The 20,519-nt window shown below is 65.9% G+C and carries 20 protein-coding genes; 15 read left to right on the top strand and 5 right to left on the bottom strand.

The features are described 5' to 3' along the window. Positions 1-42: 42 nt before the first annotated feature. Positions 43-303, bottom strand: a complete 261-nt coding sequence (locus QCE83_RS20080; protein WP_309814806.1) for a hypothetical protein — start codon at positions 301-303, stop codon at positions 43-45. Between the two features lie 197 nt (positions 304-500). Between QCE83_RS20080 and QCE83_RS20075 the strand changes: the two genes are divergently transcribed. Both QCE83_RS20075 and QCE83_RS20070 read left to right on the top strand, forming a co-directional pair. Beyond that, positions 501-3,740, top strand: a complete 3,240-nt coding sequence (locus tag QCE83_RS20075) for an adenylate/guanylate cyclase domain-containing protein (RefSeq protein ID WP_309814802.1) — start codon at positions 501-503, stop codon at positions 3,738-3,740. Positions 3,741-3,755: 15 nt separating this feature from the next. Further along, positions 3,756-4,157 carry a hypothetical protein gene (locus QCE83_RS20070; RefSeq protein ID WP_309814799.1) on the top strand — a complete coding sequence of 134 codons (402 nt, stop codon included), beginning with the start codon at positions 3,756-3,758 and terminating at the stop codon, positions 4,155-4,157. Positions 4,158-4,166: 9 nt separating this feature from the next. Here QCE83_RS20070 and QCE83_RS20065 read toward each other — a convergent pair whose 3' ends face one another. Together QCE83_RS20065 and QCE83_RS20060 are read right to left on the bottom strand one after the other, a co-directional pair. Then, positions 4,167-4,808, bottom strand: a complete 642-nt coding sequence (locus QCE83_RS20065; RefSeq protein ID WP_309814796.1) for a DUF1109 domain-containing protein — start codon at positions 4,806-4,808, stop codon at positions 4,167-4,169. After that, on the bottom strand, positions 4,805-5,353 hold the full coding sequence (locus QCE83_RS20060) for a sigma-70 family RNA polymerase sigma factor (protein WP_309814793.1): 549 nt from the start codon (positions 5,351-5,353) through the stop codon (positions 4,805-4,807). The genes QCE83_RS20065 and QCE83_RS20060 overlap by 4 nt, the downstream gene beginning before the upstream one ends. A 265-nt stretch (positions 5,354-5,618) precedes the next feature. Here QCE83_RS20060 and QCE83_RS20055 point away from each other — a divergent pair, with 265 nt between their 5' ends. The 7 genes from QCE83_RS20055 (at position 5,619) to QCE83_RS20025 (ending at position 10,317) form a co-directional block, all read left to right on the top strand. After that, positions 5,619-6,251 carry a cytochrome b/b6 domain-containing protein gene (locus tag QCE83_RS20055; RefSeq protein WP_309814791.1) on the top strand — a complete coding sequence of 211 codons (633 nt, stop codon included), beginning with the start codon at positions 5,619-5,621 and terminating at the stop codon, positions 6,249-6,251. A gap of 15 nt (positions 6,252-6,266) precedes the next feature. Beyond that, positions 6,267-7,043, top strand: a complete 777-nt coding sequence (locus QCE83_RS20050; protein WP_309814788.1) for a molybdopterin-dependent oxidoreductase — start codon at positions 6,267-6,269, stop codon at positions 7,041-7,043. A 66-nt stretch (positions 7,044-7,109) separates the two neighbouring features. After that, positions 7,110-7,358 (top strand): pentapeptide MXKDX repeat protein, encoded by a 249-nt coding sequence (locus QCE83_RS20045; protein WP_309814785.1) that lies wholly within the window; start codon positions 7,110-7,112, stop codon positions 7,356-7,358. Positions 7,359-7,464: 106 nt separating this feature from the next. Next, positions 7,465-7,890 (top strand): MarR family winged helix-turn-helix transcriptional regulator, encoded by a 426-nt coding sequence (locus tag QCE83_RS20040; protein WP_309814782.1) that lies wholly within the window; start codon positions 7,465-7,467, stop codon positions 7,888-7,890. A gap of 82 nt (positions 7,891-7,972) precedes the next feature. Beyond that, on the top strand, positions 7,973-9,280 hold the full coding sequence (locus QCE83_RS20035) for a chloride channel protein (RefSeq protein WP_309814779.1): 1,308 nt from the start codon (positions 7,973-7,975) through the stop codon (positions 9,278-9,280). A gap of 88 nt (positions 9,281-9,368) precedes the next feature. Next, positions 9,369-9,692 (top strand): hypothetical protein, encoded by a 324-nt coding sequence (locus QCE83_RS20030; protein WP_309814775.1) that lies wholly within the window; start codon positions 9,369-9,371, stop codon positions 9,690-9,692. Between the two features lie 163 nt (positions 9,693-9,855). Next, positions 9,856-10,317: a GNAT family N-acetyltransferase gene (locus QCE83_RS20025; RefSeq protein WP_309814772.1), complete on the top strand. Its 462-nt coding sequence runs from the start codon at positions 9,856-9,858 to the stop codon at positions 10,315-10,317. A gap of 8 nt (positions 10,318-10,325) precedes the next feature. Here the strand turns inward: QCE83_RS20025 and QCE83_RS20020 are convergent, their stop codons facing one another. Both QCE83_RS20020 and QCE83_RS20015 read right to left on the bottom strand, forming a co-directional pair. Beyond that, the gene (locus QCE83_RS20020; RefSeq protein ID WP_309814769.1) at positions 10,326-12,044 is read right to left on the bottom strand and encodes a glycerol-3-phosphate dehydrogenase/oxidase; all 1,719 of its coding nucleotides are present in this window, start codon (positions 12,042-12,044) and stop codon (positions 10,326-10,328) included. 16 nt (positions 12,045-12,060) lie between these two features. Beyond that, positions 12,061-13,578, bottom strand: a complete 1,518-nt coding sequence (locus tag QCE83_RS20015; protein WP_309814766.1) for an FGGY-family carbohydrate kinase — start codon at positions 13,576-13,578, stop codon at positions 12,061-12,063. 177 nt (positions 13,579-13,755) lie between these two features. Between QCE83_RS20015 and QCE83_RS20010 the strand changes: the two genes are divergently transcribed. Genes QCE83_RS20010 through dhaL form a run of 6 tightly spaced genes read left to right on the top strand, consistent with a single transcriptional unit; the run spans position 13,756 to position 20,490 of the window. After that, entirely contained in the window at positions 13,756-14,733 is a 978-nt protein-coding gene (locus QCE83_RS20010) for a sugar-binding transcriptional regulator (protein ID WP_309814762.1), read from the top strand. Further along, a complete protein-coding gene (locus QCE83_RS20005) occupies positions 14,733-16,328 on the top strand; it encodes an FGGY-family carbohydrate kinase (RefSeq protein ID WP_309814758.1) in 1,596 nt (531 codons plus the stop codon). The genes QCE83_RS20010 and QCE83_RS20005 overlap by 1 nt, the downstream gene beginning before the upstream one ends. A gap of 21 nt (positions 16,329-16,349) precedes the next feature. Continuing rightward, positions 16,350-17,858, top strand: coding sequence for a glycerol-3-phosphate dehydrogenase (locus tag QCE83_RS20000; protein ID WP_309814756.1), 1,509 nt, complete (start codon positions 16,350-16,352; stop codon positions 17,856-17,858). Positions 17,859-17,874: 16 nt separating this feature from the next. Then, on the top strand, positions 17,875-18,807 hold the full coding sequence (locus QCE83_RS19995; RefSeq protein ID WP_309814753.1) for a TIM barrel protein: 933 nt from the start codon (positions 17,875-17,877) through the stop codon (positions 18,805-18,807). 22 nt (positions 18,808-18,829) lie between these two features. Next, complete coding sequence (locus tag QCE83_RS19990; protein ID WP_309814750.1) at positions 18,830-19,840, top strand: dihydroxyacetone kinase subunit DhaK; 1,011 nt, start codon at positions 18,830-18,832, stop codon at positions 19,838-19,840. Beyond that, on the top strand, positions 19,837-20,490 hold the full coding sequence (dhaL, locus tag QCE83_RS19985; protein ID WP_309814747.1) for a dihydroxyacetone kinase subunit DhaL: 654 nt from the start codon (positions 19,837-19,839) through the stop codon (positions 20,488-20,490). Before QCE83_RS19990 ends, dhaL begins: the two co-directional genes overlap by 4 nt. Positions 20,491-20,519: the final 29 nt, after the last annotated feature.

The raw sequence follows: 20,519 nt of genomic DNA, 5'->3' as shown, positions 1-20,519 counted from the left end.
GAATTTGTCATTAATGTTGAAGGAAGCAATACGAAACGGGCGTTATCGCGTTGCTTTCTTCGAGGCCGTGGGCATGTGGCGGCGTTCTGCTTCCTTGAGCACGGCAGCGCTCAGGTTTCTATAGTCGATCATTTCCTGCCGCAAACTGAGAAACAGGTTCAACAGCCGGATGGCGGAAGTCGCGTTGTAGCCGTTCTTGATCAACCTCTGTACGAGGTCGGTATGGCGCTGAACTTGTTCATTCGCGCATGCCAGGTGCGCGTCGGTGCCCTGTAGAAAAGCCTGCTGACTTTCGCGTCCCATGGTTCTCTCCTTTGCGGGCGGTGCACGAGCGCGAATCCTCATATCAGCTTGCCATAGTGCTCGACAATGCCGCTGAATGGAGGCGCCCGGGTGCAGGTGCAATAAAGATGCCTGCTGCACGCCGTGCCAGACGAAAGGGGCTCGTCAGTCAGAACCTGCTATGTTGAAAGAGTGCGTATGCCTTCCTGGCGGGAGGGATGATGGACATCGCGCTCTGGCTGCAAAGTCTTGGCATGGAACGTTACGTTACGGTGTTCCGCGAGAACGCCATCGACGCCGACGTGCTGCGCCATCTGACCGCGGATGATCTCAAGGATCTGGGCGTGGTATCCGTGGGACATCGCCGCAAGCTGCTCGATGCACTGGCCGACCTGCGCGCCCATGAAAACGCCTCATGCACGAAGCCGGGAGAGCGGCGTCAGGTGACGGTGCTGTTCGCCGATCTGTGCGGCTTCACGGAGATGAGCCGGTCGGTGGATGCGGAGGAAGTCGTCGCGGTGCTCGACCGTTACTTCGAGCAGGTTGACCGCATCGTCGAGCAACATGGCGGTCACGTCGACAAACATATCGGCGATTCGAGCATGGCCGTATTCGGCGCGCCCGTCTCGCATGGCAACGATGTCGAGCGTGCGGTGCGCGCGGCGCTTGCGATCCTCGACGCCATCCCGGCGCTCGACCGCGAACCCGATTGGCCGCTGGCGGTGCACATCGGCATTGCGGGCGGCGAGGTCGTGGCGAGCGGCACCGGCAGCGCGGCCCATCGCGCGTACACCGTCACCGGCGAGACCGTCAACCTTGCCGCGCGCCTTACCGGCGCAGCCGGTCGCGGGGAAGTGCTGATCTCGGAAGGCGTGCGGCGTGCATTGAGCGAGCGTTTCGATTGCGTCGCGCGCAAGGCGCTGAGCGTGAAAGGCTTCGCGGAGCCGGTTGCGGCGTGGTGCCTCGCGGGCTTGCGGCATGCCACGCAATCCGTGCGACCGTTCGTCGGCCGCGATGACGAACTGCGGCAGTTTCGCGACATGCTCGCGGCGTGCCGGGCAAGCGGCCAAGGAAGGACGGTCATACTCAGCGGCGAAGCCGGGCTCGGCAAGACACGCCTGCTCGAAGAGTGGAAACGCGAAGCTGCCGAAGCGGGATTCGCCGTTCATGGCGGGCTCGTGCTCGACTTCGGCGCGGCCATGGGGCGCGGTGCGATGCAATCGATCGTGCGCGGCTTGCTCGCATTCGAAGTAGCGAGCGACGCGCAGATCAGCGGCGTGATCGAAGGCGATGACGCGCCCTTCATCAAGGACCTGCTCGACATGCCGATGACGCTCGAACAACGCACGGTCTTTGAGGCCATGGACAGCGCAATGCGTCTGCGTGGCCGGGACAATGCTTTGCGCCGGCTCGTGCGACGCACTGCTCGCGAGCGTCCCCGGCTGATCTTCGTCGAAGACACACACTGGTCCGAACCTTCGACACGACGCGATCTTGCCGTGCTGTCGGAGGCGGCGTGCGCGTGTCCCGTCATCCTGGCGATGACCGCACGACCCGCACACGACCTGTCCTGGCCTGAAGCCTTGAGCGCGCGCGCATCAAAGATGGATCTCGCGCCGCTCAGCACCGACGAGGCCGAGCGGATGGCGCGCGCGTTCCCGGCGGCATCGAAGGACGTCGCGGAGCGCTGCATGGCGCGGGCGGCGGGCAATCCGCTGTTTCTCGAACAACTGCTCGACAACGCGCAGGATGACGAGACCAGCGGCGTTCCCGGCACGGTGCGAAGTCTCGTGCAGGCGCGCCTGGACCGACTCGATCCCGCTGACAGGACCGCCTTGCAGGCGGCGTCGGTGCTGGGCCAGCTGGTCGAGAGCGACGTGCTGGACCATCTCGTCGATGGCGCATCGGCTGCGCTGGAACCGCTCACCGCGTCACTTCTGCTGCGCCGCGAGGGCACGGGCTTCATCTTTCATCACGCGTTGATCCGCGATGCCGTCTATGACGGCCTGCTGAAAAGCCGGCGCCGCGAGTGGCATCGACGCGCGGCACAGTGGTACGGCGAACATGACCTGATCCTGCGCGCCGAACATCTCGATCGCGCAGCGGACAGCGACGCGCCACGCGCTTACTGCGACGCCGCACGCGTGCAGGCCGCCGCGTATCGCTACGAACCGGCGTTGCGGCTCGTCGAACGCGGCTTGCAGCAGGCGCGCGCCGCAGCCGACCGCGTGGCGCTCGCGTGTCTGCGCGGCACGGTCCTGCACGATGCCGGCGACATGACGTCGGCGCTGGCATCGTTCGAAGCCGCGCTCGCCGATGCCGCGACGGACGCCGAGCGCTGCCAGGCTTTGATCGGACGCGCGACCGTGAAGCGGGTCATCGACGATCTCGAAGGCGCCTGGGCCGACCTCGATGAGGCCGCCCTCGTCGCGGATGCCCAGGGCTTGCTGCCGCAGGCCGCGCGCATTCATTTCCTGCGGGGCAACCTGTGTTTCCCGCGCGGCGACAGCGATGGTTGCGTGCGAGAACACGGCCAGAGTCTTGCGCTCGCCCGCGCGGCCGCCGATCCCGAACAGGAAGCGGCCGCGCTCGGCGGGCTGGGTGACGGCGAATACCTGCGCGGCCGCCTGATCAGCGCACACGATGCCTTCAGCCGCTGCATCGAGCTATGCGAGCGTCACGGCTTTGGCCGGATCGAAGTCGCGAATCGTCCGATGCGCGCCATCACGGCCTGGTTCACCGGCGACGCGCGCGGCGGACTCGATGCCGCGCTGGCCAGCATCGCCGCGGCGGAGCAGGTGGGACATCTGCGGGCACTGGCCGTCGCGCATCACGCGGCCTGGCACTGCCTGCACGATCGCGCGGAGTGGGCGCGCGCATGGGAGCATGTCGAGCCGGCGTTGCACTGCGCGCTCGAACTCAAGTCGAGGCGCTTCGAAGGGGAGGCGCTGGCGCTGCGCGCCGAGTTGCAGCGCGTGGCGGGCAGACGGCGTGAGGCGCTGGAGGATATCAACGCGGCGCTGGCGATCAGTCACGAAACCGGCATGGCCTATCTCGGCGCCAGTTATCTCGGCACGCTCGCGCGCGTGACCCGCGATCCGGACGTGGTCGATCAGGCGCTTGCGGAAGGCGAGGCCGTGCTCGCAGCGGGCGCGGTCAGTCACAATCACTTCCTGTTCCGGCGCGACGCCATCGACGCCTGCATCGATCATCGTCGCTGGGACGCCGCCCTGCATCATGCCGACGCGCTCGAAGCCTATGCTTGCCGTGAGCCGTCGCGCTTCTCCGCGTTCTTCGTGGCGCGGGCGCGTGCGCTCGCGGCGGTTGGCAAGGGCACGCGAGGGCAGGCCGTGCTGAACGAACTCGCACGTCTCGACGTCGAAGCAACAGAACTGGGCTTTCTGCATGCACAACGGGACATCGCTGGCGCGCTTGCGGAAGTTGAACAAAGCCGCTGAACAAGGACGCCGAACATGAAAATGGACTGGAAGACCCGCGTCAGACTGTTCGCGCAACGGTTCTGGCAACCGACGAGCGCCTGCATGACCTGCATGCCGGGCAGCTGGCAGTTCATCACGAGCAGCGCGCACTGGGCGAACGCGCTGCGCACCGGACTGTTCACCGGGATCCTGGCGATTCTCCTGACCTTCACGCCGGCCGCGAGGCTGTTCGAGAACCGCTTCGGCAATGCCGCGCTCGTCGGCTTGCTCACGGCAATCGGCGATGTCTATGCGCACACGAGCCACTATCGTCTGCCGTTCGTGGAGCACATCATCACCGGTGTCGCTTCGGGCGTGCTGACGCTGCTCGGCTCCTACGTCTTCGAAGACCGCGCGCGCCGCGTTCGCGCGCTCTGGGCGCGCGTCTTCGCGTAGCGCTTGTGCTTACCAGCGCAGCAGCCTCGGCCCCAGCCACGCGCCGATCAAGGCCGGCATCAGCATGCCGGCCGCGTACCACACGCTCCAGAACGCCGGGCTCATCTCCGGGCAATGCAGGCAATAGACGACCGTTGCCGTCGCGCTCGCCAGCAAGCCGGCCACGGCGCCCGCCACGCGCAGCCGCGTGGGCGCGAGCGAGCGCATGGCCCACATCGCGGCAGGGAAGGTGGGCACGGACAGCAGCAGGATATTGAACGGACAGGTGCGCCACGTGTGGCCGAAGACGACCGCTGCGCGCGCAGTGGGCGCGGCGTGCTCGAAGACCATCCAGCCGGCGCCGCACACCGCCACGAAGGGCAGCGCGACGAGCGCCCAGGCCAGACCCGCACGCGCGCCCGGACGCCCGATGCGCGTCAGCGTCAGCAGCGCGCCGATGCCCACCGCCAGCGGAAACGCCAGCTTCGCCCAGAAGATGCCCGAGCGGGCCACGTCGCCGAGGTCGTGACGCAGCCCGAACACGAGGCTCAACAGGATCAGCGAACCCAGCGCGCCGACCAAGAGCGCCTGCACGAAGCGGCGCGCGACCGCCGCGCGATCCACGCGTGTCACTTGATTCGAGAGGAGGGAGATGAGGTCGTCGGTATTCATCGCAGTCCCCGGATTTTAGCCGCGAGCGCCTTGAGGCCGCGATGCACGCCCACCTTCACCGCCGATTCCGACAGCCCCGTGATGCGCGCCGTCTCCGTGACCGACAAGCCTTCCAGCTTCATGTGCACGATCGGCAGGCGTTGCTTGTCCGGCAGATGATCGAGCAGCTTGCCGATGTCATGACGCGCGCGGGCGGGTTCGTCGTCGGTGGCGGCGAGCAGGTCTTCCTGATCGTCGAGCGGCACGTTCAGCGCTTCACGGCGTGCGTGGGCGCGGAAGAAGTCCATCAGCTTGTAGCGCGCGATGGCGTGCAGCCAGGCCGTCAACGGTTCTTCAGGGCGATAGGTATGCCGCGCGTTGTGCACCGCGAGCAGGATTTCCTGCACGAGGTCTTCCACGTCATCGGGCCGATGCGGCAGGCGCTTGCGCAAATAGCCGCGCAGATGCCGCGTGAGCAGTTGCAGAAAACCGCGATAGGCGGCCTGGTCACCTTCGAGCCCACCGGTGAGCAAGGCTTTCAGACGGATTTCGGCATCGTGCGCCATGGAGCCTGTTGAAGGGAAAGAGCTGGACGAAGTGTTTCCAAGCGCCGCGCTGCCGCGTTTTGGATCGAGCGTTTCAGAATAGCCGATGGCATGGTGCGCCGCAATGGCGTTGTTCCGAATCATCTCCGGGTTCTCCTTTCCTTACTGTTAGTTCGCCGGCGGCCTGCCGGGCGTTACAAGCGGCGCTGAAACTTTTTTCGCGTGCTTGTAACCGGCGCGGCACGGGTGGCGAACTAACCCACATCGGACGAAAAGGAGGACAAGCATGGACACCTTGAATGCGCCACACAATGCATTGCGGCAGCCCGGCGCCCCGGTGCATCCGGTCTGGCTGCGCGTCACGCACTGGCTCAATGCGCTCGCCGCGCTCATCATGATGTTCTCGGGCTGGCGCATCTATGACGCGTCGCCGGTGTTCGAACGCATCGTCATCCCGCCGTCGATCACGCTCGGCGGCTGGCTGGGCGGCGCGTTGCAATGGCACTTCGCGGCCATGTGGCTGCTGGTCTTCAACGGCTTCGTCTATCTCGCGCTCAATCTCGCGAGCGGACGTTTCGTCTCGAAGTTCTTTCCGCTGTCGCCGCGCGCGGTGTTGCGCGACCTTGGCGCGGCGTTGAGCGGCAAGCTTTCGCATGCCGACCCGCGCCGCTACAACGCGGTGCAGAAGCTGGCTTACCTCGTCGTCATCGCGGATCTGATCGTGCTCGTGCTCTCGGGGCTGGCCATCTGGAAGTCGGTGCAGTTGCCGCTGCTGCGCGAACTGATGGGTGGCTACGACCGCGCGCGCGTCGTGCATTTCTGCGCGATGGCGATCATGGCGGCGTTCGTCGTCGTGCACGTGTCGATGGTCGCGCTCGTGCCGCGCTCGCTGCTCACGATGCTGCGCGGCCATGACTGAACACGGAATCACATCATGAAGAACGAACCGAAGCGCATCGTCCAGATAGATCGCGCGGCCGTGCTGGCGGATGCCCGTCGCGAACTGGACATGCCGTCGCGCCGTCTGTTCGGCAAGCGCATGCTGACGCTCGGCGGCCTGTCGCTGCTGACCGGATGCTCGATCACCGACAACGACTCCGTGAACACCTTCCTCACGGCGGTCTCGCGTCTCAACGATCGCGCGCAGGCATTGCTGTTCGATCCGCAGCGTCTGGCGCCCACGTACACCGAGGCGCAACTCACGCGGCCGTTCCCGTTCAATGCGTTCTATGGCATCGACGATGTCCCTGCCGTGAACGGCGACGACTATCGGCTGAAGGTGAGCGGACTCATTACCGGGCAGAGAGTCTGGACCTTGCCGCAGCTCTATGCACTGCCGCACGCGGAGCAGATCACGCGGCATATCTGCGTGGAAGGCTGGAGCGCGATCGGACGCTGGGGCGGCACGCCGTTCTCCGAGTTCCTGCGGCGCGTGGGCGCGGACACGAGTGCGAAATACGTCGGCTTCCGTTGCGCCGACGACTACTACGAAAGCATCGACATGCCGACAGCGCTGCATCCGCAGACGCTCCTGACCTTCGAATACGACGGCCAGCGCCTGCCCGCGAAGTACGGCTATCCGATGAAGCTGCGCATGCCGACCAAGCTCGGCTACAAAAATCCCAAGCATATCGTCGAGATCTTCGTGACGAACACGTACCCGGGCGGTTACTGGGTCGATCAGGGATACAACTGGTTCGGCGGCTCGTGAGCCCCGCGCCATTCACCGGTTCCGGATGGTCCGGATGCCATGTTTGACTGACCAAGGAGAAGCAAGATGAAACGATTGATGACGGTAGTGATCGCAGCAGCCATGGCCATCGGCACGAGCGCCGCGTTCGCGCAGACAAACGATGCGATGTCGAAGGATTCCATGGCAAAGGATTCGATGTCCAAGGATTCGATGTCGAAGGACGGCATGAAGAAGGACAGCATGTCGCACGATTCGATGGGCAAGGGCGGCAAGATGAAGAAGCACGACGCAATGGGCATGGGTCATCCGGCATCGGGCGCGATGTCGCAGTAACGCGGCGCAACACGAGGATCGGGCGCGTCCCGGTCCTCGACCTCCTTTGCGCGATGCGATCCTGGCTGGGTATGATCCTCGAATCCACTACGGACCAGGATCGCCGATGGCATCGAACAGCACACCCAAGCCCGCGCTTCCGGACAAGCACGATCTGGAAGCGATGTCGATTTTTCGCTATGAGTTGCGCAAGTTCCTGCGCGTTTCGGAGGAAATCTCGAACGCGGCGGGTGTCACCACGCTTCAATATCAACTGCTGCTGCACGTGCGCGGGTTTCCCGGACGGCAATGGGCCACGGTCGGCGAACTGGCGGAGCGGCTGCAAGCGGCGCCGAACGGCACGGCCGCACTGGTCTCGCGCTGCGAGGAAGCGGGCCTCGTGACCCGCAAGGCCGACAAGACGGATCGACGCCAGGTGCAGGTGCATCTGACGGCCAAGGGCGCGCGCTGCCTGCTCAAGCTCGCGGCCGAGCACAAGGCGCATTACGGCTCGTTTGCCTGGGTGTTCGCAGCGCAGCCGGCATCATCCTGAAACGCAGCTTCCGTAAGGCACGAAGTCAGGACAGTTTCGATTTATGTCACAATGTGCCTTAAATTATCCTTTTCGTTTCCCGATGCGCTTCCCTGGATTCATCGACCGACGCACGATGCTGCGCGGCAGGCGGCTGTGGCTGCACTACGGCGTGTTCTGGCTGGGCGCGGTCGCGACCGGACTCATCGCGGTCCTGTATGCACGGCTGATCGACTTCGGTTATGACGCCTTCCTGCGCATGATCGCCATGCACTGGTGGCTGCCGCTGCTGCTGACGCCCGCCATCTCCGCGCTGGCCGTGTGGCTCACGCGTCGCTTCTTTCCGGGGTCCGAGGGCAGCGGCATTCCGCAAGTCATCGCGATGCTGCACGACGGCCGTGAACTCGGCCCGCGACTGCTGACGCTGCGCATCCTCGTCGGCAAGATCGTCATTTCGTTTCTTTCGATTCTCGGCGGCTTCACCATCGGCCGCGAAGGTCCCACCATTCATGTGGGCGCGGCTTTGATGTTCAGCCTGCGCCGCTTCTATCCGGCACGGTTGCGCAGCATGCGCGGCGGCGCGCTGGAACGTAATCTCGCGCTGGCCGGCGCGGCGGCCGGGCTCTCCGCGGCCTTCAATGCGCCGCTTGCCGGCGTGGTGTTCGCCATCGAAGAACTCACGCGCAGCTTCGAGCAACGCACGAGCGGCGTGCTCATTACCGCCATCATTTTTGCGGGTGTCGTTTCGCTTGCATTGCAAGGCAACTACACGTATTTCGGCACCATCGACCTCACCGGGCAGTTTCCCAATTCGCTGGCGCTGGCCGTCGTGCTGGTCGGCGCGCTCACGGGCGTCGCGGGCGGGATCTTCTGCTGGCTGCTGCTGAACACACATCGCTGGATGCCCACTTCAGTCGTGAGCTTTCGCCAGTCCCATCCCGTCGCGTTCGGCGCGGCATGCGGCCTGTTCATCGCGGTGATCGGCGTGGCTGCGAGCGGCCATACGTTCGGCAGCGGCTATGCGGAAGCGCGCGGCATGCTCGAAGGCAAGACTCAGCTGGGCGTGAGCTATCCGCTGCTCAAGATGGCGTCGATGGTCGGTTCCTATCTTCCCGGCGCACCGGGCGGCTTGTTCGCGCCGTCGCTCGCGATTGGTGCGGGCATCGGCAACGCGCTGCATCTCGTGTTCGGCCACATGCAGTTGCCGATGCTCATCGCACTGGGCATGGTCGGTTATCTCGCGGCCGTTACGCAGAGCCCCATCACGGCGTTCGTGATCGTTATCGAAATGATCAACGGGCATGCGCTCGTTTTGTCATTGATGGCAACCGCGCTCATTTCCAGTCAGGTTTCGAAGCTGTTTGCGCCGGCCTTGTATGAGGCACTCGCCCAGAAATACATGGGCAAATAAGGCCGCGGCACGGTCATTGCTGACCCATGATCGAGCGGGCTATTAAGGCCTGCGCTCAAAACCCATTCAGGTCAAGGAGGGACGGATCATGAAGAAGGCAAATGGAATGCTTATCGCGGCCGTCGCCGCACTTACGCTGTCGGGCGCCGCGTTTGCACAGTCCGCCGGAGGCTCCAGCGGCGGCGGTACGTCAGGCAGCACGGCCAGCCCCGCCAATCAGGTGAATCGCGCCAACGACACAGGCGGCTATGGCACGCCGGGCATGACCAACTCTGGCAGCGGCATGGGCACGCGCGCGCCGAACTCGGGTCTGCCGAGCGCGACGAACGCCAATCCGGCCGCCACGAACGCGCCGCCGACGAGCAACAACACGCTCGCCACGCCAAGCGTGAAGTCGCCTGCTGCGCAATAAGCTTCATATGGCTTGAAGTCCGAAGCGGGTCGCGCAACGCCGCGATCCGCTTTACGCCATTGCGGCTCCGCAATGGCTCCCATGCCGATGTCCTGATTGGTTCTCACCAACGCGCCATGCGCGTGCCTATACTGCACGCTCCCATCCGCGAGGACTTATCGACATGAGCAGTTCACTCACCATCCGCTATGCCGTTCTCGACGACTACGACGCGTGGTTGCCGCTCTGGGACGGCTACAACGCGTTCTACGGACGTTCAGGCGAGACGGCGCTGGCCCAGTCGGTCACCGACATCACCTGGGGCCGCTTCTTCGACGGCTATGAACCGATGCACGCGATGGTCGCGGAAAGCGAAGGCAAGCTCGTCGGACTGGTTCACTTCCTCTACCACCGTCATACGACGATGGCCGGCCCCATCTGCTACTTGCAGGATTTGTTCACGCTGAGTTCGGTGCGAGGCAAGGGCATTGGCCGCGCGCTGATCGAAGCGGTCTATGTCGAAGCGAAGAAAGCCAACGCTGAACGCGTCTACTGGCAGACTCACGAGACCAACGAAACCGCCATGAAGCTCTACGATCAGGTGGCGAACAAGTCGGGCTTTCTCGTGTATCGCAAGGCGCTCTGAAGACGCGTTCAGGCCGTGTCGCGCGCGGTGGCGTCAAGCACGACGCCATGTCGATCGCGCGCCATCTCGCGCGTCGCGTCGATTTCAGTCTGCATGCGGTCCGCGTTCCATCCCAGCGTCTGCGCTGCGATCTCCGCGACTTCCAGCAGCAAGGCATGCGTCAGCTGTCCCGAGATGGCGAGCGTCGTGCGGCGAAAGAGCAGGTCGGACAGGTGCGTCACCATTTCGTCGTTGCACAGATAAGCAATCTCCCGCGCGGTAAAGCTGGGTTCGCTGACGAGCGGCTTGTCCAGCGCCTGTGCGCAATAGGCAGCGATGCGACTCGCAGTCGTGCCATAGCGCGTCAACAGCGACTCGGCCCGCGACGCAGATAGGCCATACCGTTGCACGGTTTCATCGGTCCATCCGGCGCGTTCTTTCGCATTGCGCGGAAAGCCGCGTCCGCCGCCTATCGCTTCATGCCGCGTGCCGGTCTTGCGCGTGCGGCTGAGCCGGGTCAGCACGGCATCGGCGGCGGTTTCCGCGAAGCCGCGAAACGTCGTCCACTTGCCGCCGACGAGCGAGAGCACCGGCGTCTGCGCATCGGGCAGAGGGTCGGCATGCATCACATGGTCGCGGCTGACGTCGCCGGGGTTCGCGGCATCGGAGAAGGGTAGCGGGCGCACGCCGCTATACCGGAAGCGAATGTCCGACTCCCTGAGCATGACGCCCGGAAACACCTCGCGCAAGACGTTCAGCATGTAGGCCACTTCGTCGTCGTCGCAGCGGACGTTGTCGGGATCGCTCACGCGGATATCGGTCGAGCCGATCAACAGCTTGCCCATGAACGGATAGACCAGCGAGATGCGTCCGTCGTTCGAGCCGTAGTACACCATGCGTCCCTGCAACTGCTTGTAAAGCTCCGCATGGTCGACGACCAGATGCGAACCCTTCGCCCCGCCGATGTACTTCCGCTCGATGCCAAGCGCCGCATTGACGCTGTCGATCCACGCGCCGCCCGCATTGACGATCACCGCCGGTTCGACTGCGATGAGCGCGCGTGTTTCGAGATCGCGCAGCCAGACGACGCCGCCTTGCGCCCGATCCACGTTCATGTAGTTCGCCGCCGCCGAACCTTCGCAGGCCGCGAGCCCATCGGCGACGAGTTCGAAGTTCAGGCGTTCGGCGTGCGTCACCTGGGCGTCGTAGTACGTGGCCGTCGCCTTGATGGTGGGATCGAGCAGGGGCAGCGAAGCGAGCGACTGCGCCCTGAGCGCGAAGTGGTGACGCGGCATCGTGCGATCGTGCCGCCCGAGGAAGTCATACAGCGCGAGACCGATCTTCGAAATGATCGCGCCGCGTTCGGTGAGCTTCGCCTTCATGCCGAAGAAGCGCCGCGCCGAAGCGATCAAGCCGCCGAAGTACGAATGGATGGGCAGGACCGTCTGGAGCGGCAATACGAAATGCGGCGCGTTCTTCAACAGGAGATTGCGCTCCAGCGTGGATTCGGCGACGAGACGAAACTCGCCGGTCTCCAGATACTTCACGCCGCCATGAATCAGCCGCGACGGCGCGCTGCTTGCGCCCGCCGCGAAATCGGTCTTGTCGATCAGCAGGCAGTCCACGCCCTGCATGGACAGATCGTGAAACAGCCCGGCGCCGTTGATCCCGCCGCCGATGATCAACACGCTGACCTTCGGGCTCTGCCTGAGCCGGTCGAGAAAGAAGTCGCGGCTTCGTTCGGTCATCGGTTCTTCTCCTTCTTCAATGCGCGCTTGCCGAGCGATCGAGCGACGCCCACAGCGGTTGTACGGCCTCGGCGAGTTGCGTCCACAGGCGATACGCATCGTCGAGACGGGCGTGACGCTGAGGGTCGGGCGCATGCGTGCGCTGCACGCGGCATGCGCGGGCGGCGGCATCGTCGAGCGATGCATACACGCCCACGCTGACGCCCGCACACAGCGCCGCGCCGAGTGCGCTGGCTTCCTGGCTTTCGGGGATATCGACGGCGACGCCGAGCGCATCGGCGAACAACTGCGCGAGCAACGGACTCGACGAGCCTCCGCCCGTCAGCCCGGCGCGCGCGGCGGGAAACGCGCTGGTCAGCGCTTCGACATGCCAGCGATGGTTGAACACCATGCCTTCGAGCACCGCCCGCGCCAGATGCGCCCGGCAATGCCACGAGCGCACGCCGAAGAACGACGCGCTCGCCGGCTCCTCGAACGGCGAGCCGAACAGGAACGGATGGAACATGACCGAACTCGGCTCATTGAAGGCCGCTTCGACTTCGTCGCCGATCAGATCGAACAGCGAGCAGCCGCGCCGCATGGCTTCCTGCGCCTCGTGCCGGAAGAGTTCGCGCGTGGCCCAGTCGACATTGCTCGATGACGCCGGCGAGATCGACATGTTCATCCACTGGCCCGGACGCGTGCCGTTGCGGCACGCCCAGCGCGCATCGGTGCGCGGTTGGGCCGAAAGGATCTCGTTGATGCTGAACGTTCCCGCCGTGATCGAGAGCACGCCGGGTTCCGTGTTGCCCATGCCCACCGCGCTCGACGTGACATCGTGCAGCCCGCACGCGACCGGCGTTCCTTCCGCCAGGCCCGTCTGCGCGGCGGCAAGTGCGCTGACCCGCCCGGCCTGCGCGGCGGACGGCACGATCTCCGGCAACGCGCCGCGTATCGCTTCGAGTCCGTAGAGCGCGAGGACATCGTCGTGATAGGTCTGCGAGCGCACTTCCGTGAACGATGAACTGGCCTCGGTCGGGTCCGTCGCGGGCACGCCGGTCAGGCAGAGCCGCAGCCAGTCCTTGCAGAACAGCGCATGGCCGATGCGCGCAAAGCGCTCGGGCTCGTTGAGCTGGATCCACTTGAGCAGGCTCACGGCGGCGTACGGATAAGGCTGCTGCCCCGTCAGCGTGAGCGCGGCATCGAGCACGCCGGCCTCGCGCCACTGTTCGCGCACGCCGAACGCGCGGCTGTCGAGCGACAGGATGCCCGGCCCGAGCGGCGCGCCCGCGGCATCGGCGAGATAGAGACCGTCGCCATGACCCGTCACGCCGACCGCCGCAATCGCCACATCCGGCATTTGCGCCAGTGCATCGCGGATCGCGCCGCAGGCGGCCAGCCAGGTGTCCTGCATGTCGCGCTCGACATGCCGCGCATGCGGCTGGCGCTGTTCCACACGCCGGCTGCCGGTGGCCAGCGCGCGCCCGGCGGTGTCGAAGATGACCGCCTTGGTGGCCGTCGAACCGCTGTCGACGCCCAGCAGATACGTCTCCATCGTGTCTCCGAATGATTTTTGTTGCGTCGCAGCAGGGCCTGTCCGGTCTCTTCCGCCCACGACGCTCATCTAGGGTTACTGCCGATGTTAATCGAGGTAGCACGCGAATATCGTGGGCGGACTGAAAAAAATTTCATCGCGTGGAAAAAATATCACTCACGCAAAAACGGAGAGCACATGACGAAGTCCGTCGAAAGGCGCGATGGAGATGAAAGCCTGGCGATCCGGGCGGCGTGGCTGCATTACGTCGCCGGGCAGACGCAGGCGGACGTCGCCGCGCGCCTCGGTGTGAGCAGTCTCAAGGCACACCGGCTGATCATGCGCGCCAACCAGAGCGGCGCGGTGAAGTTCTCCATCGACGGCGATGTGGCGGAATGCGTGGGGCTCGAAGCCGAACTGGCGCAGCGCTATGGTCTGAGTTATTGCGAAGTGGTGCCGGACCTGGGCGAGGACGATCTGCCGCTGCGCGCGCTCGGCGTCGCGGGCGCGCAGTTCCTGCAGCGCGAAATCATGGCGTGCCAGGACGGCGTGATCGGCATCGGTCATGGCCGGACGCTGGCGGCGGTCGTTGCGAGCATGCCGCGCATGGACGCGGGTACGGTGCGCTTCGTGTCGCTGCTCGGCGGCGTGACGCGCAAGTACACCGCCAATCCTTACGACGTGATCCATAAGCTGGCCGAACAGACCGGCGCGGTGTCCTATGTCATGCCGCTGCCGTTCTTCGCGAACACCGCTGAGGATCGCGAAGTGCTGATGTCGCAGCGCGGCGTGCGCGAGGTTTTCGATCTCGCCGCGCACGCGGATCTGATGGTGGTCGGCATCGGCACGGCGAATGCGGAAGCGCAGCTCGTCGCGTCGCAGATGATCGAGCCCGCCGAGATCAGCGAAGTGCACGAGCGCGGCGGCCGCGGCGAATTGCTGGGGCATTTCTTCAGTGCGGCGGGCGAGTCCGTCGAAACCTCGCTGGCGGCGCGCACGGTTGCGCCCGCTCTCGCCGACGTGAAGGGCAGGCGCATCGTCGCGATTGCGGGCGGCACGTCGAAGATCGCGGCGATCCGTGCGGTGCTGAAGAGCGGCCTGCTGAGCGGACTGATTACCGACGAAGCCTCCGCGCTAGCCCTGCGCGAAGACTCCGACGACGCGGAGCAAGGGTGATGAACGGCGACCTTCTGATCGGCATCGATGCGGGCACCTCGGTCATCAAGGCCGTGGCCTTCGACCTGACGGGACGGCAGATCGCCGTCGCGTCCGTGCCGAACCGCTATGCAACGAGCGCCGACGGCGCCGCGACGCAATCGCTCGATCAGACCTGGGCCGACTGCGCACAGACGCTGCGCGCTCTCGGCACGAAAATCGACGGACTGGCGCAGCGCACGCTCGCGCTGGCGGTCACGGGACAAGGCGACGGCACCTGGCTGGTCGGCGCGGACAACCGTCCGGCGGGCGATGCCTGGCTCTGGCTCGACGCACGCGCCGCCGCCACGGTGCGGCGTTTGCAGGAAGCGCCTGCCAGCTGGGCGCGGTTCGAGGCGACGGGCACCGGCCTCGCGTCATGCAGTCAGGGCGCGCAGATCGCGCACATGGCCGCGACGACGCCTGAGGTGCTGAAGCGGACCGAAGTCGCGCTGCACTGCAAGGACTGGCTGTACCTGAAGCTGACCGACGTGCGCGCCACCGATCCTTCGGAAGCGAGCTTCACGTATGGCAACTTCCGCACGCGCCGCTACGACGACACCGTGATCGACGCACTCGGCCTGACGTCGTTCCGGCGCCTGCTGCCGGAAATCGTCGATGGCACGGAAACCACGCATCCGCTCTCGGCCGAAGCCGCGGCGGCGACGGGCCTCGCCGAGGGCACGCCCGTGTGCCTGGGCTTCGTCGATATCGTGCTGACCGCGCTGGGCGCGGGCATCCACACGGAAGGCGCGGCGGGCGCGAGCTGCTCGATCGTCGGCTCGACCGGGATGCACATGCGCGCGATGCGCAACGAAGACGTGCATCTCAACGCGGAAGGCACGGGCTATGTGATCGCGCTGCCGCTGCCGGGCATGTCGGCGCAGGTGCAGTCGAACATGGCCGCGACGCTGAATGTGGACTGGGTGCTGAACCTCGCGTCGGACCTGCTGCAACAGTTCGGCACGAGCCTGTCGCATGCGGACCGGATGAAGTGCATCGACGGCTGGCTGCACTCCGGCCGTCCAGGTGCGCTCCTGTATCACCCCTATATCTCCGATGCCGGCGAGCGCGGCCCGTTCGTCGATCCGAACGCGCGCGCGGACTTCATCGGCCTGACGAGCGAGAGCCGCTATCCCGACCTGTTCCGCGCGGTCGTAGAAGGGCTCGGCATGGCCGCGCGCGACTGTTATCTCTCGATGGGCGTGCCGATGCCCGAAGAACTGCGCCTCACCGGCGGCGCGACGCGTTCGCGTGCGTTGCGCGGCGTGCTGGGCGCGGTGGTCGGCGCGCCGACGCGCATCTCCACCCGCGACGAAGCCGGCGCGGCGGGCGCGGCGATGATGGCGGCCGTCGCGCTGGGCGTGTATCCGGACATGGAGGCGTGCATCGCCGAATGGGTGACGCCTTTGCTCGGCCAGCCCGAGACGCCCGACGCCGACCTCATGCAGTTGTATGCGCGGCTCTTTCCCGCGTACCGGCAGGCGCGGCAGGCGCTGGTGCCGACGTGGGACGAAACCGCGCGGCTGCTGAAAGCGCGGCAGCGGCCCGAGACGCTGCCCGCGAGCCTGAACTAACGTCGAACATGGAACGCTGAGATGAGCAACAACGACATGGTGGACCTGTGTGTCATCGGCGGCGGCATCAACGGCGCGGGCATCGCGCGCGATGCGGCGGGTCGCGGGCTGTCGGTGATCCTGTGCGAGAAGGACGATCTGGCGCAAGGCACGTCGTCGCGCTCCGGCAAGCTGGTGCATGGCGGGCTGCGTTATCTCGAGTACTACGAGTTCCGGCTCGTGCGCGAGGCGCTGATCGAACGCGAAGTGTTGCTCAACGCCGCGCCGCACATCATCTGGCCGCTGCGCTTCGTGCTGCCGCACAGTCCCGGCGACCGGCCCGCGTGGCTCGTGCGCACCGGGCTGTTTCTCTACGATCATCTCGGCGGCCGCAAGAAGCTGCCGGGCACGCGTTCGCTGGACCTGCACCGCATGCCCGAAGGCGCGCCGATCAAGGACGAGTATCGCCGGGCGTTCGAGTATTCGGACTGCTGGGTCGATGACGCGCGCCTCGTCGTGCTCAACGCCCTCGATGCCGCGCAGCGCGGCGCGCAGGTGCTGACGCGCACGGCCTGCGTGGCGGCGCGGCGCGAGAACGGCGCGTGGCGCGTCGAGCTGCGCGATACGCGCAACGGCTCGACCCGCACCGTCACCGCGCGGGCGCTGGTCAACGCGGCGGGGCCGTGGGTGTCGGACGTGATCGGCCGCGCAAATGCAAAATCGACGCGCAAGGTGCGGCTCGTCAAGGGCAGCCATATCGTCACGCCGAAATTCTGGGACGGTCCGCATTCGTATCTGGTGCAGAACCACGACAAGCGCGTGATCTTCATCAACGCCTACGAAGGCGACAAGGCGCTGATCGGCACCACGGATGTTCCGTGGGACGGCGCCCCCGAAACCGTGCAGATTTCGAGCGAGGAAATCGACTATCTGCTGTCGGCGGTGAACCGCTATTTCAAGCATCCGTTGCGCCGCCAGGACATCGTGCAGACCTTCTCCGGCGTGCGTCCGCTTTATGACGACGGCAAGGGCAACCCGTCCGCCGTCACGCGCGACTATGTCTTCGATCTCGACGACAGCGGCGGCGCGCCCTTGCTGAATGTGTTCGGCGGCAAGATCACGACCTTCCGCAAGCTCGCCGAACATGCGCTGCAAAAGCTCCAGCCGGCCTTCCCGAAGATGGGCGCCGACTGGACCGCGTCCGCGACGCTGCCGGGCGGCGATATCGAAGGTGCGGACGTGCCGCGCTTCATGGCGTCGCTGCAGGCGGCGCACGAGTGGCTGCCGCGCCCGCTCACGCGCTACTACACGCAGACCTACGGTTCGCTCACGTCGGACGTGCTGAACGGCGCGACCTCGCTCGCGGGCCTGGGCGAGCAGTTCGGGCCGAACTTCTACGAAGCCGAGGCGCGTTACCTGATGGCGCACGAATGGGCCGCGACGGCGGAAGACATGCTCACGCGCCGCACCAAGCACGGACTGCACATGAGCGCGGCGCAGAAGACCGCCTTCGAAACCTGGCTCGACGGCCTGATGCGCAAATCCGCCTGAACGTTACGAGACGAACATGCCCTTTACGCTTTCACTCAACACGAATCCGCTGGTGAACCGCTTCGCCGAGCCGGCGGATCTCATCGACAGCATCGCGCACGAGATGAAGATCCGCGACGTGCAGCTGACGCACGAGTTCATCAATCCGTCGTGGCCGGCGGCGGTCACGCGCCGTCTCACGCGCGAGATGCGCACCGCGATGGACCGCACCGGCGTGCGCATCACCTCGGGCATGACGGGACCGTACGGGCGGCTGAATCACTTCGGCCATCCGGATGCCGACGTGCGCCGCTATTACATCGACTGGTTCAAGACCTTCGCGGACATCACGGCGGATCTGGGCGGCGAGTCCATCGGCACACAGTTCGCGATCTTCACCTATCGCGATTTCGACGATGCACAGCGCCGCGAGACGCTCATTCAGACGGCCATCGACTGCTGGGCCGAAGTGGCCGAGCACGCGAAGGCGGCGGGCCTGAAGTACGTGTTCTGGGAACCGATGTCGATCGGGCGCGAGTTCGGCGAGACCATCGACGCCTGCATGGCGTTGCAGCAGCGCCTGAGCGCCGCGGACATGGCCGTGCCGATGTGGATGATGGCGGACATCGATCACGGCGACGTCACCAGCTCCAATCCCGACGATTTCGATCCCTATGCCTGGGCCCGCGCGGTGCCGCCCGTGTCGCCGATCATCCATATCAAGCAGTCGCTGCTGGACAAGGGCGGTCACCGGCCCTTCACCGCCGAGCACAACGCGCGCGGCCGTATTCAGCCGGAACCGCTGATCGAGGCGCTGCACGCGGGCGGCGGCCGCGACAACGAGATCTGTCTGGAACTGTCGTTCAAGGAACGCGAGCCGACCGACCGGCAAGTGGTCGCGCAGATCGCGGAATCGGTGGCCTTCTGGGCGCCGCATTTCGATACTGGCGTCGCCAGTCTCCACATCTGAGGACCCGGCCATGTCAGGCACGATGACACAGAAGTTGATCAACGACGGCAACGCCGCCGTCGATGAAATGCTCGAAGGCATCATGGCCGCGCACGGCGATCTGTTGACCCGCAGCGAGCAAGCGCCGCGCGCGATCATTGCGCGCCACGGACCGCGAGAAGGCAAGGTGGCGCTGATCATCGGCGGCGGGTCGGGGCACGAGCCGACCTTTCTCGGCTTCGTCGGCCAGGGTCTCGCCGATGCCGCCGTGATCGGCAACGTGTTCGCCTCGCCGCCGCCGCAACCGGCCGTGGATGCCGCGCTTGCCGCGCATGGCGGCGCGGGCGTGCTGTTCATGTACGGGAACTACGCCGGCGATGTCATGAACTTCGACATGGCAACAGAGATGCTCGAACTCGAAGGCGTCGAGGCGCGCACGGTGCTGACCACCGACGACATCGCCTCCGCGCCGCGCGAGGAACGCGAGACGCGCCGGGGCGTGGCGGGCAACGTGTTCATCTTCAAGGCAGCAGGCGCGGCGGCGGACCTGATGCTGCCGCTCGACGAAGTGGAGCGCATCGCACGGCACGCGAATGCCCGCACGTACACGCTGGGCGTCGCGCTCGCGCCGTGTTCGCTGCCGCAGACGCGCCAGCCTAACTTCGAGATTGCCGTCGGGGAAATGGAAATCGGCATGGGCATTCATGGCGAGCCGGGCATGCGCCGCGAAAGCCTGCGTTCCGCCGACGCCATCACCGACGAAATCATGGACGCGATCCTCGCCGAGATGGGCGCGGCCCGGGGCGATCGCGTCGCGGTGCTGGTGAATTCGCTCGGCTCCACGCCGCTGATGGAGCTGTACATCCTCAACCGGCGCGTGTCGCAACGCCTGAAGGACGCGGGCCTTGTCGTGCATCGCACGCTGGTGGGGCCGCTGTGCACGTCGCTGGAAATGGCGGGTGCGTCGATTACCGTGATGCATCTCGACGACGAATTGCAACGCCTGATCGATCATCCGTGCGAGTGCGCGATGTTCCAGCAGAGGACCGCATGATGCCCGCGCTGACGACCGCCGACATCGCCCAACTGTTCCGCGAACTGGCGCGCACGATCGCCGCCGCCCGCGACGAACTGTGCCGCCTCGACGGCGTGATCGGCGACGCGGACCACGGCATCGCGATGGAACAGGGCTTCACGGCGGCATCGAAAGCCATCGATGCGCTGCCGCCCGAGGCCACGCTCGCGGATCAATGGAACGCGGCGGCGAAGGGCTTCCTGAATGCGGTGGGCGCATCGTCGGGGCCGCTGTACGCGACCGCTTTCATGCGCGCCGCGAAAGCAGCGGGCGCGCGCACCGAGTTGCCGCTCGCCGAGGCGCCCGGTCTGATTGTCGCGATGGCTGAAGGCATCCAGTCGCGCGGCAAGGCCGAGACCGGCGAGAAGACCATGGTGGACGTGTGGGCGCCCGCCGCAGCAAGTGCATCGCAAGGCATGGCGGACGGCCTGCCCGTGCGCGACATCATGCAGCGCGTGCGCGAAGCCGCGACTCAAGGCGCGGAAGCCACCAAGACGATGGTCGCCACCAAGGGCCGCTCCGCGCGCCTCGGCGAACGCAGTCTCGGCCATATGGATCCGGGCGCGGCGTCGGCGTCGATGGTGCTGGCGGTCATCGCCGCCGACTGGGGCAAGCGTGACACCGAATGAACGGGCTGCATGCCAGCCACTTTGTGATT

It is taken from the genome of Caballeronia sp. LZ034LL (assembly GCF_031451215.1).
Taxonomy (GTDB): Bacteria; Pseudomonadota; Gammaproteobacteria; order Burkholderiales; family Burkholderiaceae; genus Caballeronia.
This window is presented reverse-complemented; position numbering and strand designations above follow the sequence as displayed.

What these genes read in the sequence shown, in the direction of transcription:
- QCE83_RS20080 (WP_309814806.1), bottom strand. Translation starts at nt 303, where the DNA reads ATGGGACGCGAAAGTCAGCAGGCTTTTCTACAGGGCACCGACGCGCAC.
- QCE83_RS20075 (WP_309814802.1), top strand. Translation starts at nt 501, where the DNA reads ATGATGGACATCGCGCTCTGGCTGCAAAGTCTTGGCATGGAACGTTAC.
- QCE83_RS20070 (WP_309814799.1), top strand. Translation starts at nt 3,756, where the DNA reads ATGAAAATGGACTGGAAGACCCGCGTCAGACTGTTCGCGCAACGGTTC.
- QCE83_RS20065 (WP_309814796.1), bottom strand. Translation starts at nt 4,808, where the DNA reads ATGAATACCGACGACCTCATCTCCCTCCTCTCGAATCAAGTGACACGC.
- QCE83_RS20060 (WP_309814793.1), bottom strand. Translation starts at nt 5,353, where the DNA reads ATGGCGCACGATGCCGAAATCCGTCTGAAAGCCTTGCTCACCGGTGGG.
- QCE83_RS20055 (WP_309814791.1), top strand. Translation starts at nt 5,619, where the DNA reads ATGGACACCTTGAATGCGCCACACAATGCATTGCGGCAGCCCGGCGCC.
- QCE83_RS20050 (WP_309814788.1), top strand. Translation starts at nt 6,267, where the DNA reads ATGAAGAACGAACCGAAGCGCATCGTCCAGATAGATCGCGCGGCCGTG.
- QCE83_RS20045 (WP_309814785.1), top strand. Translation starts at nt 7,110, where the DNA reads ATGAAACGATTGATGACGGTAGTGATCGCAGCAGCCATGGCCATCGGC.
- QCE83_RS20040 (WP_309814782.1), top strand. Translation starts at nt 7,465, where the DNA reads ATGGCATCGAACAGCACACCCAAGCCCGCGCTTCCGGACAAGCACGAT.
- QCE83_RS20035 (WP_309814779.1), top strand. Translation starts at nt 7,973, where the DNA reads ATGCGCTTCCCTGGATTCATCGACCGACGCACGATGCTGCGCGGCAGG.
- QCE83_RS20030 (WP_309814775.1), top strand. Translation starts at nt 9,369, where the DNA reads ATGAAGAAGGCAAATGGAATGCTTATCGCGGCCGTCGCCGCACTTACG.
- QCE83_RS20025 (WP_309814772.1), top strand. Translation starts at nt 9,856, where the DNA reads ATGAGCAGTTCACTCACCATCCGCTATGCCGTTCTCGACGACTACGAC.
- QCE83_RS20020 (WP_309814769.1), bottom strand. Translation starts at nt 12,044, where the DNA reads ATGACCGAACGAAGCCGCGACTTCTTTCTCGACCGGCTCAGGCAGAGC.
- QCE83_RS20015 (WP_309814766.1), bottom strand. Translation starts at nt 13,578, where the DNA reads ATGGAGACGTATCTGCTGGGCGTCGACAGCGGTTCGACGGCCACCAAG.
- QCE83_RS20010 (WP_309814762.1), top strand. Translation starts at nt 13,756, where the DNA reads ATGACGAAGTCCGTCGAAAGGCGCGATGGAGATGAAAGCCTGGCGATC.
- QCE83_RS20005 (WP_309814758.1), top strand. Translation starts at nt 14,733, where the DNA reads ATGAACGGCGACCTTCTGATCGGCATCGATGCGGGCACCTCGGTCATC.
- QCE83_RS20000 (WP_309814756.1), top strand. Translation starts at nt 16,350, where the DNA reads ATGAGCAACAACGACATGGTGGACCTGTGTGTCATCGGCGGCGGCATC.
- QCE83_RS19995 (WP_309814753.1), top strand. Translation starts at nt 17,875, where the DNA reads ATGCCCTTTACGCTTTCACTCAACACGAATCCGCTGGTGAACCGCTTC.
- QCE83_RS19990 (WP_309814750.1), top strand. Translation starts at nt 18,830, where the DNA reads ATGACACAGAAGTTGATCAACGACGGCAACGCCGCCGTCGATGAAATG.
- dhaL (WP_309814747.1), top strand. Translation starts at nt 19,837, where the DNA reads ATGATGCCCGCGCTGACGACCGCCGACATCGCCCAACTGTTCCGCGAA.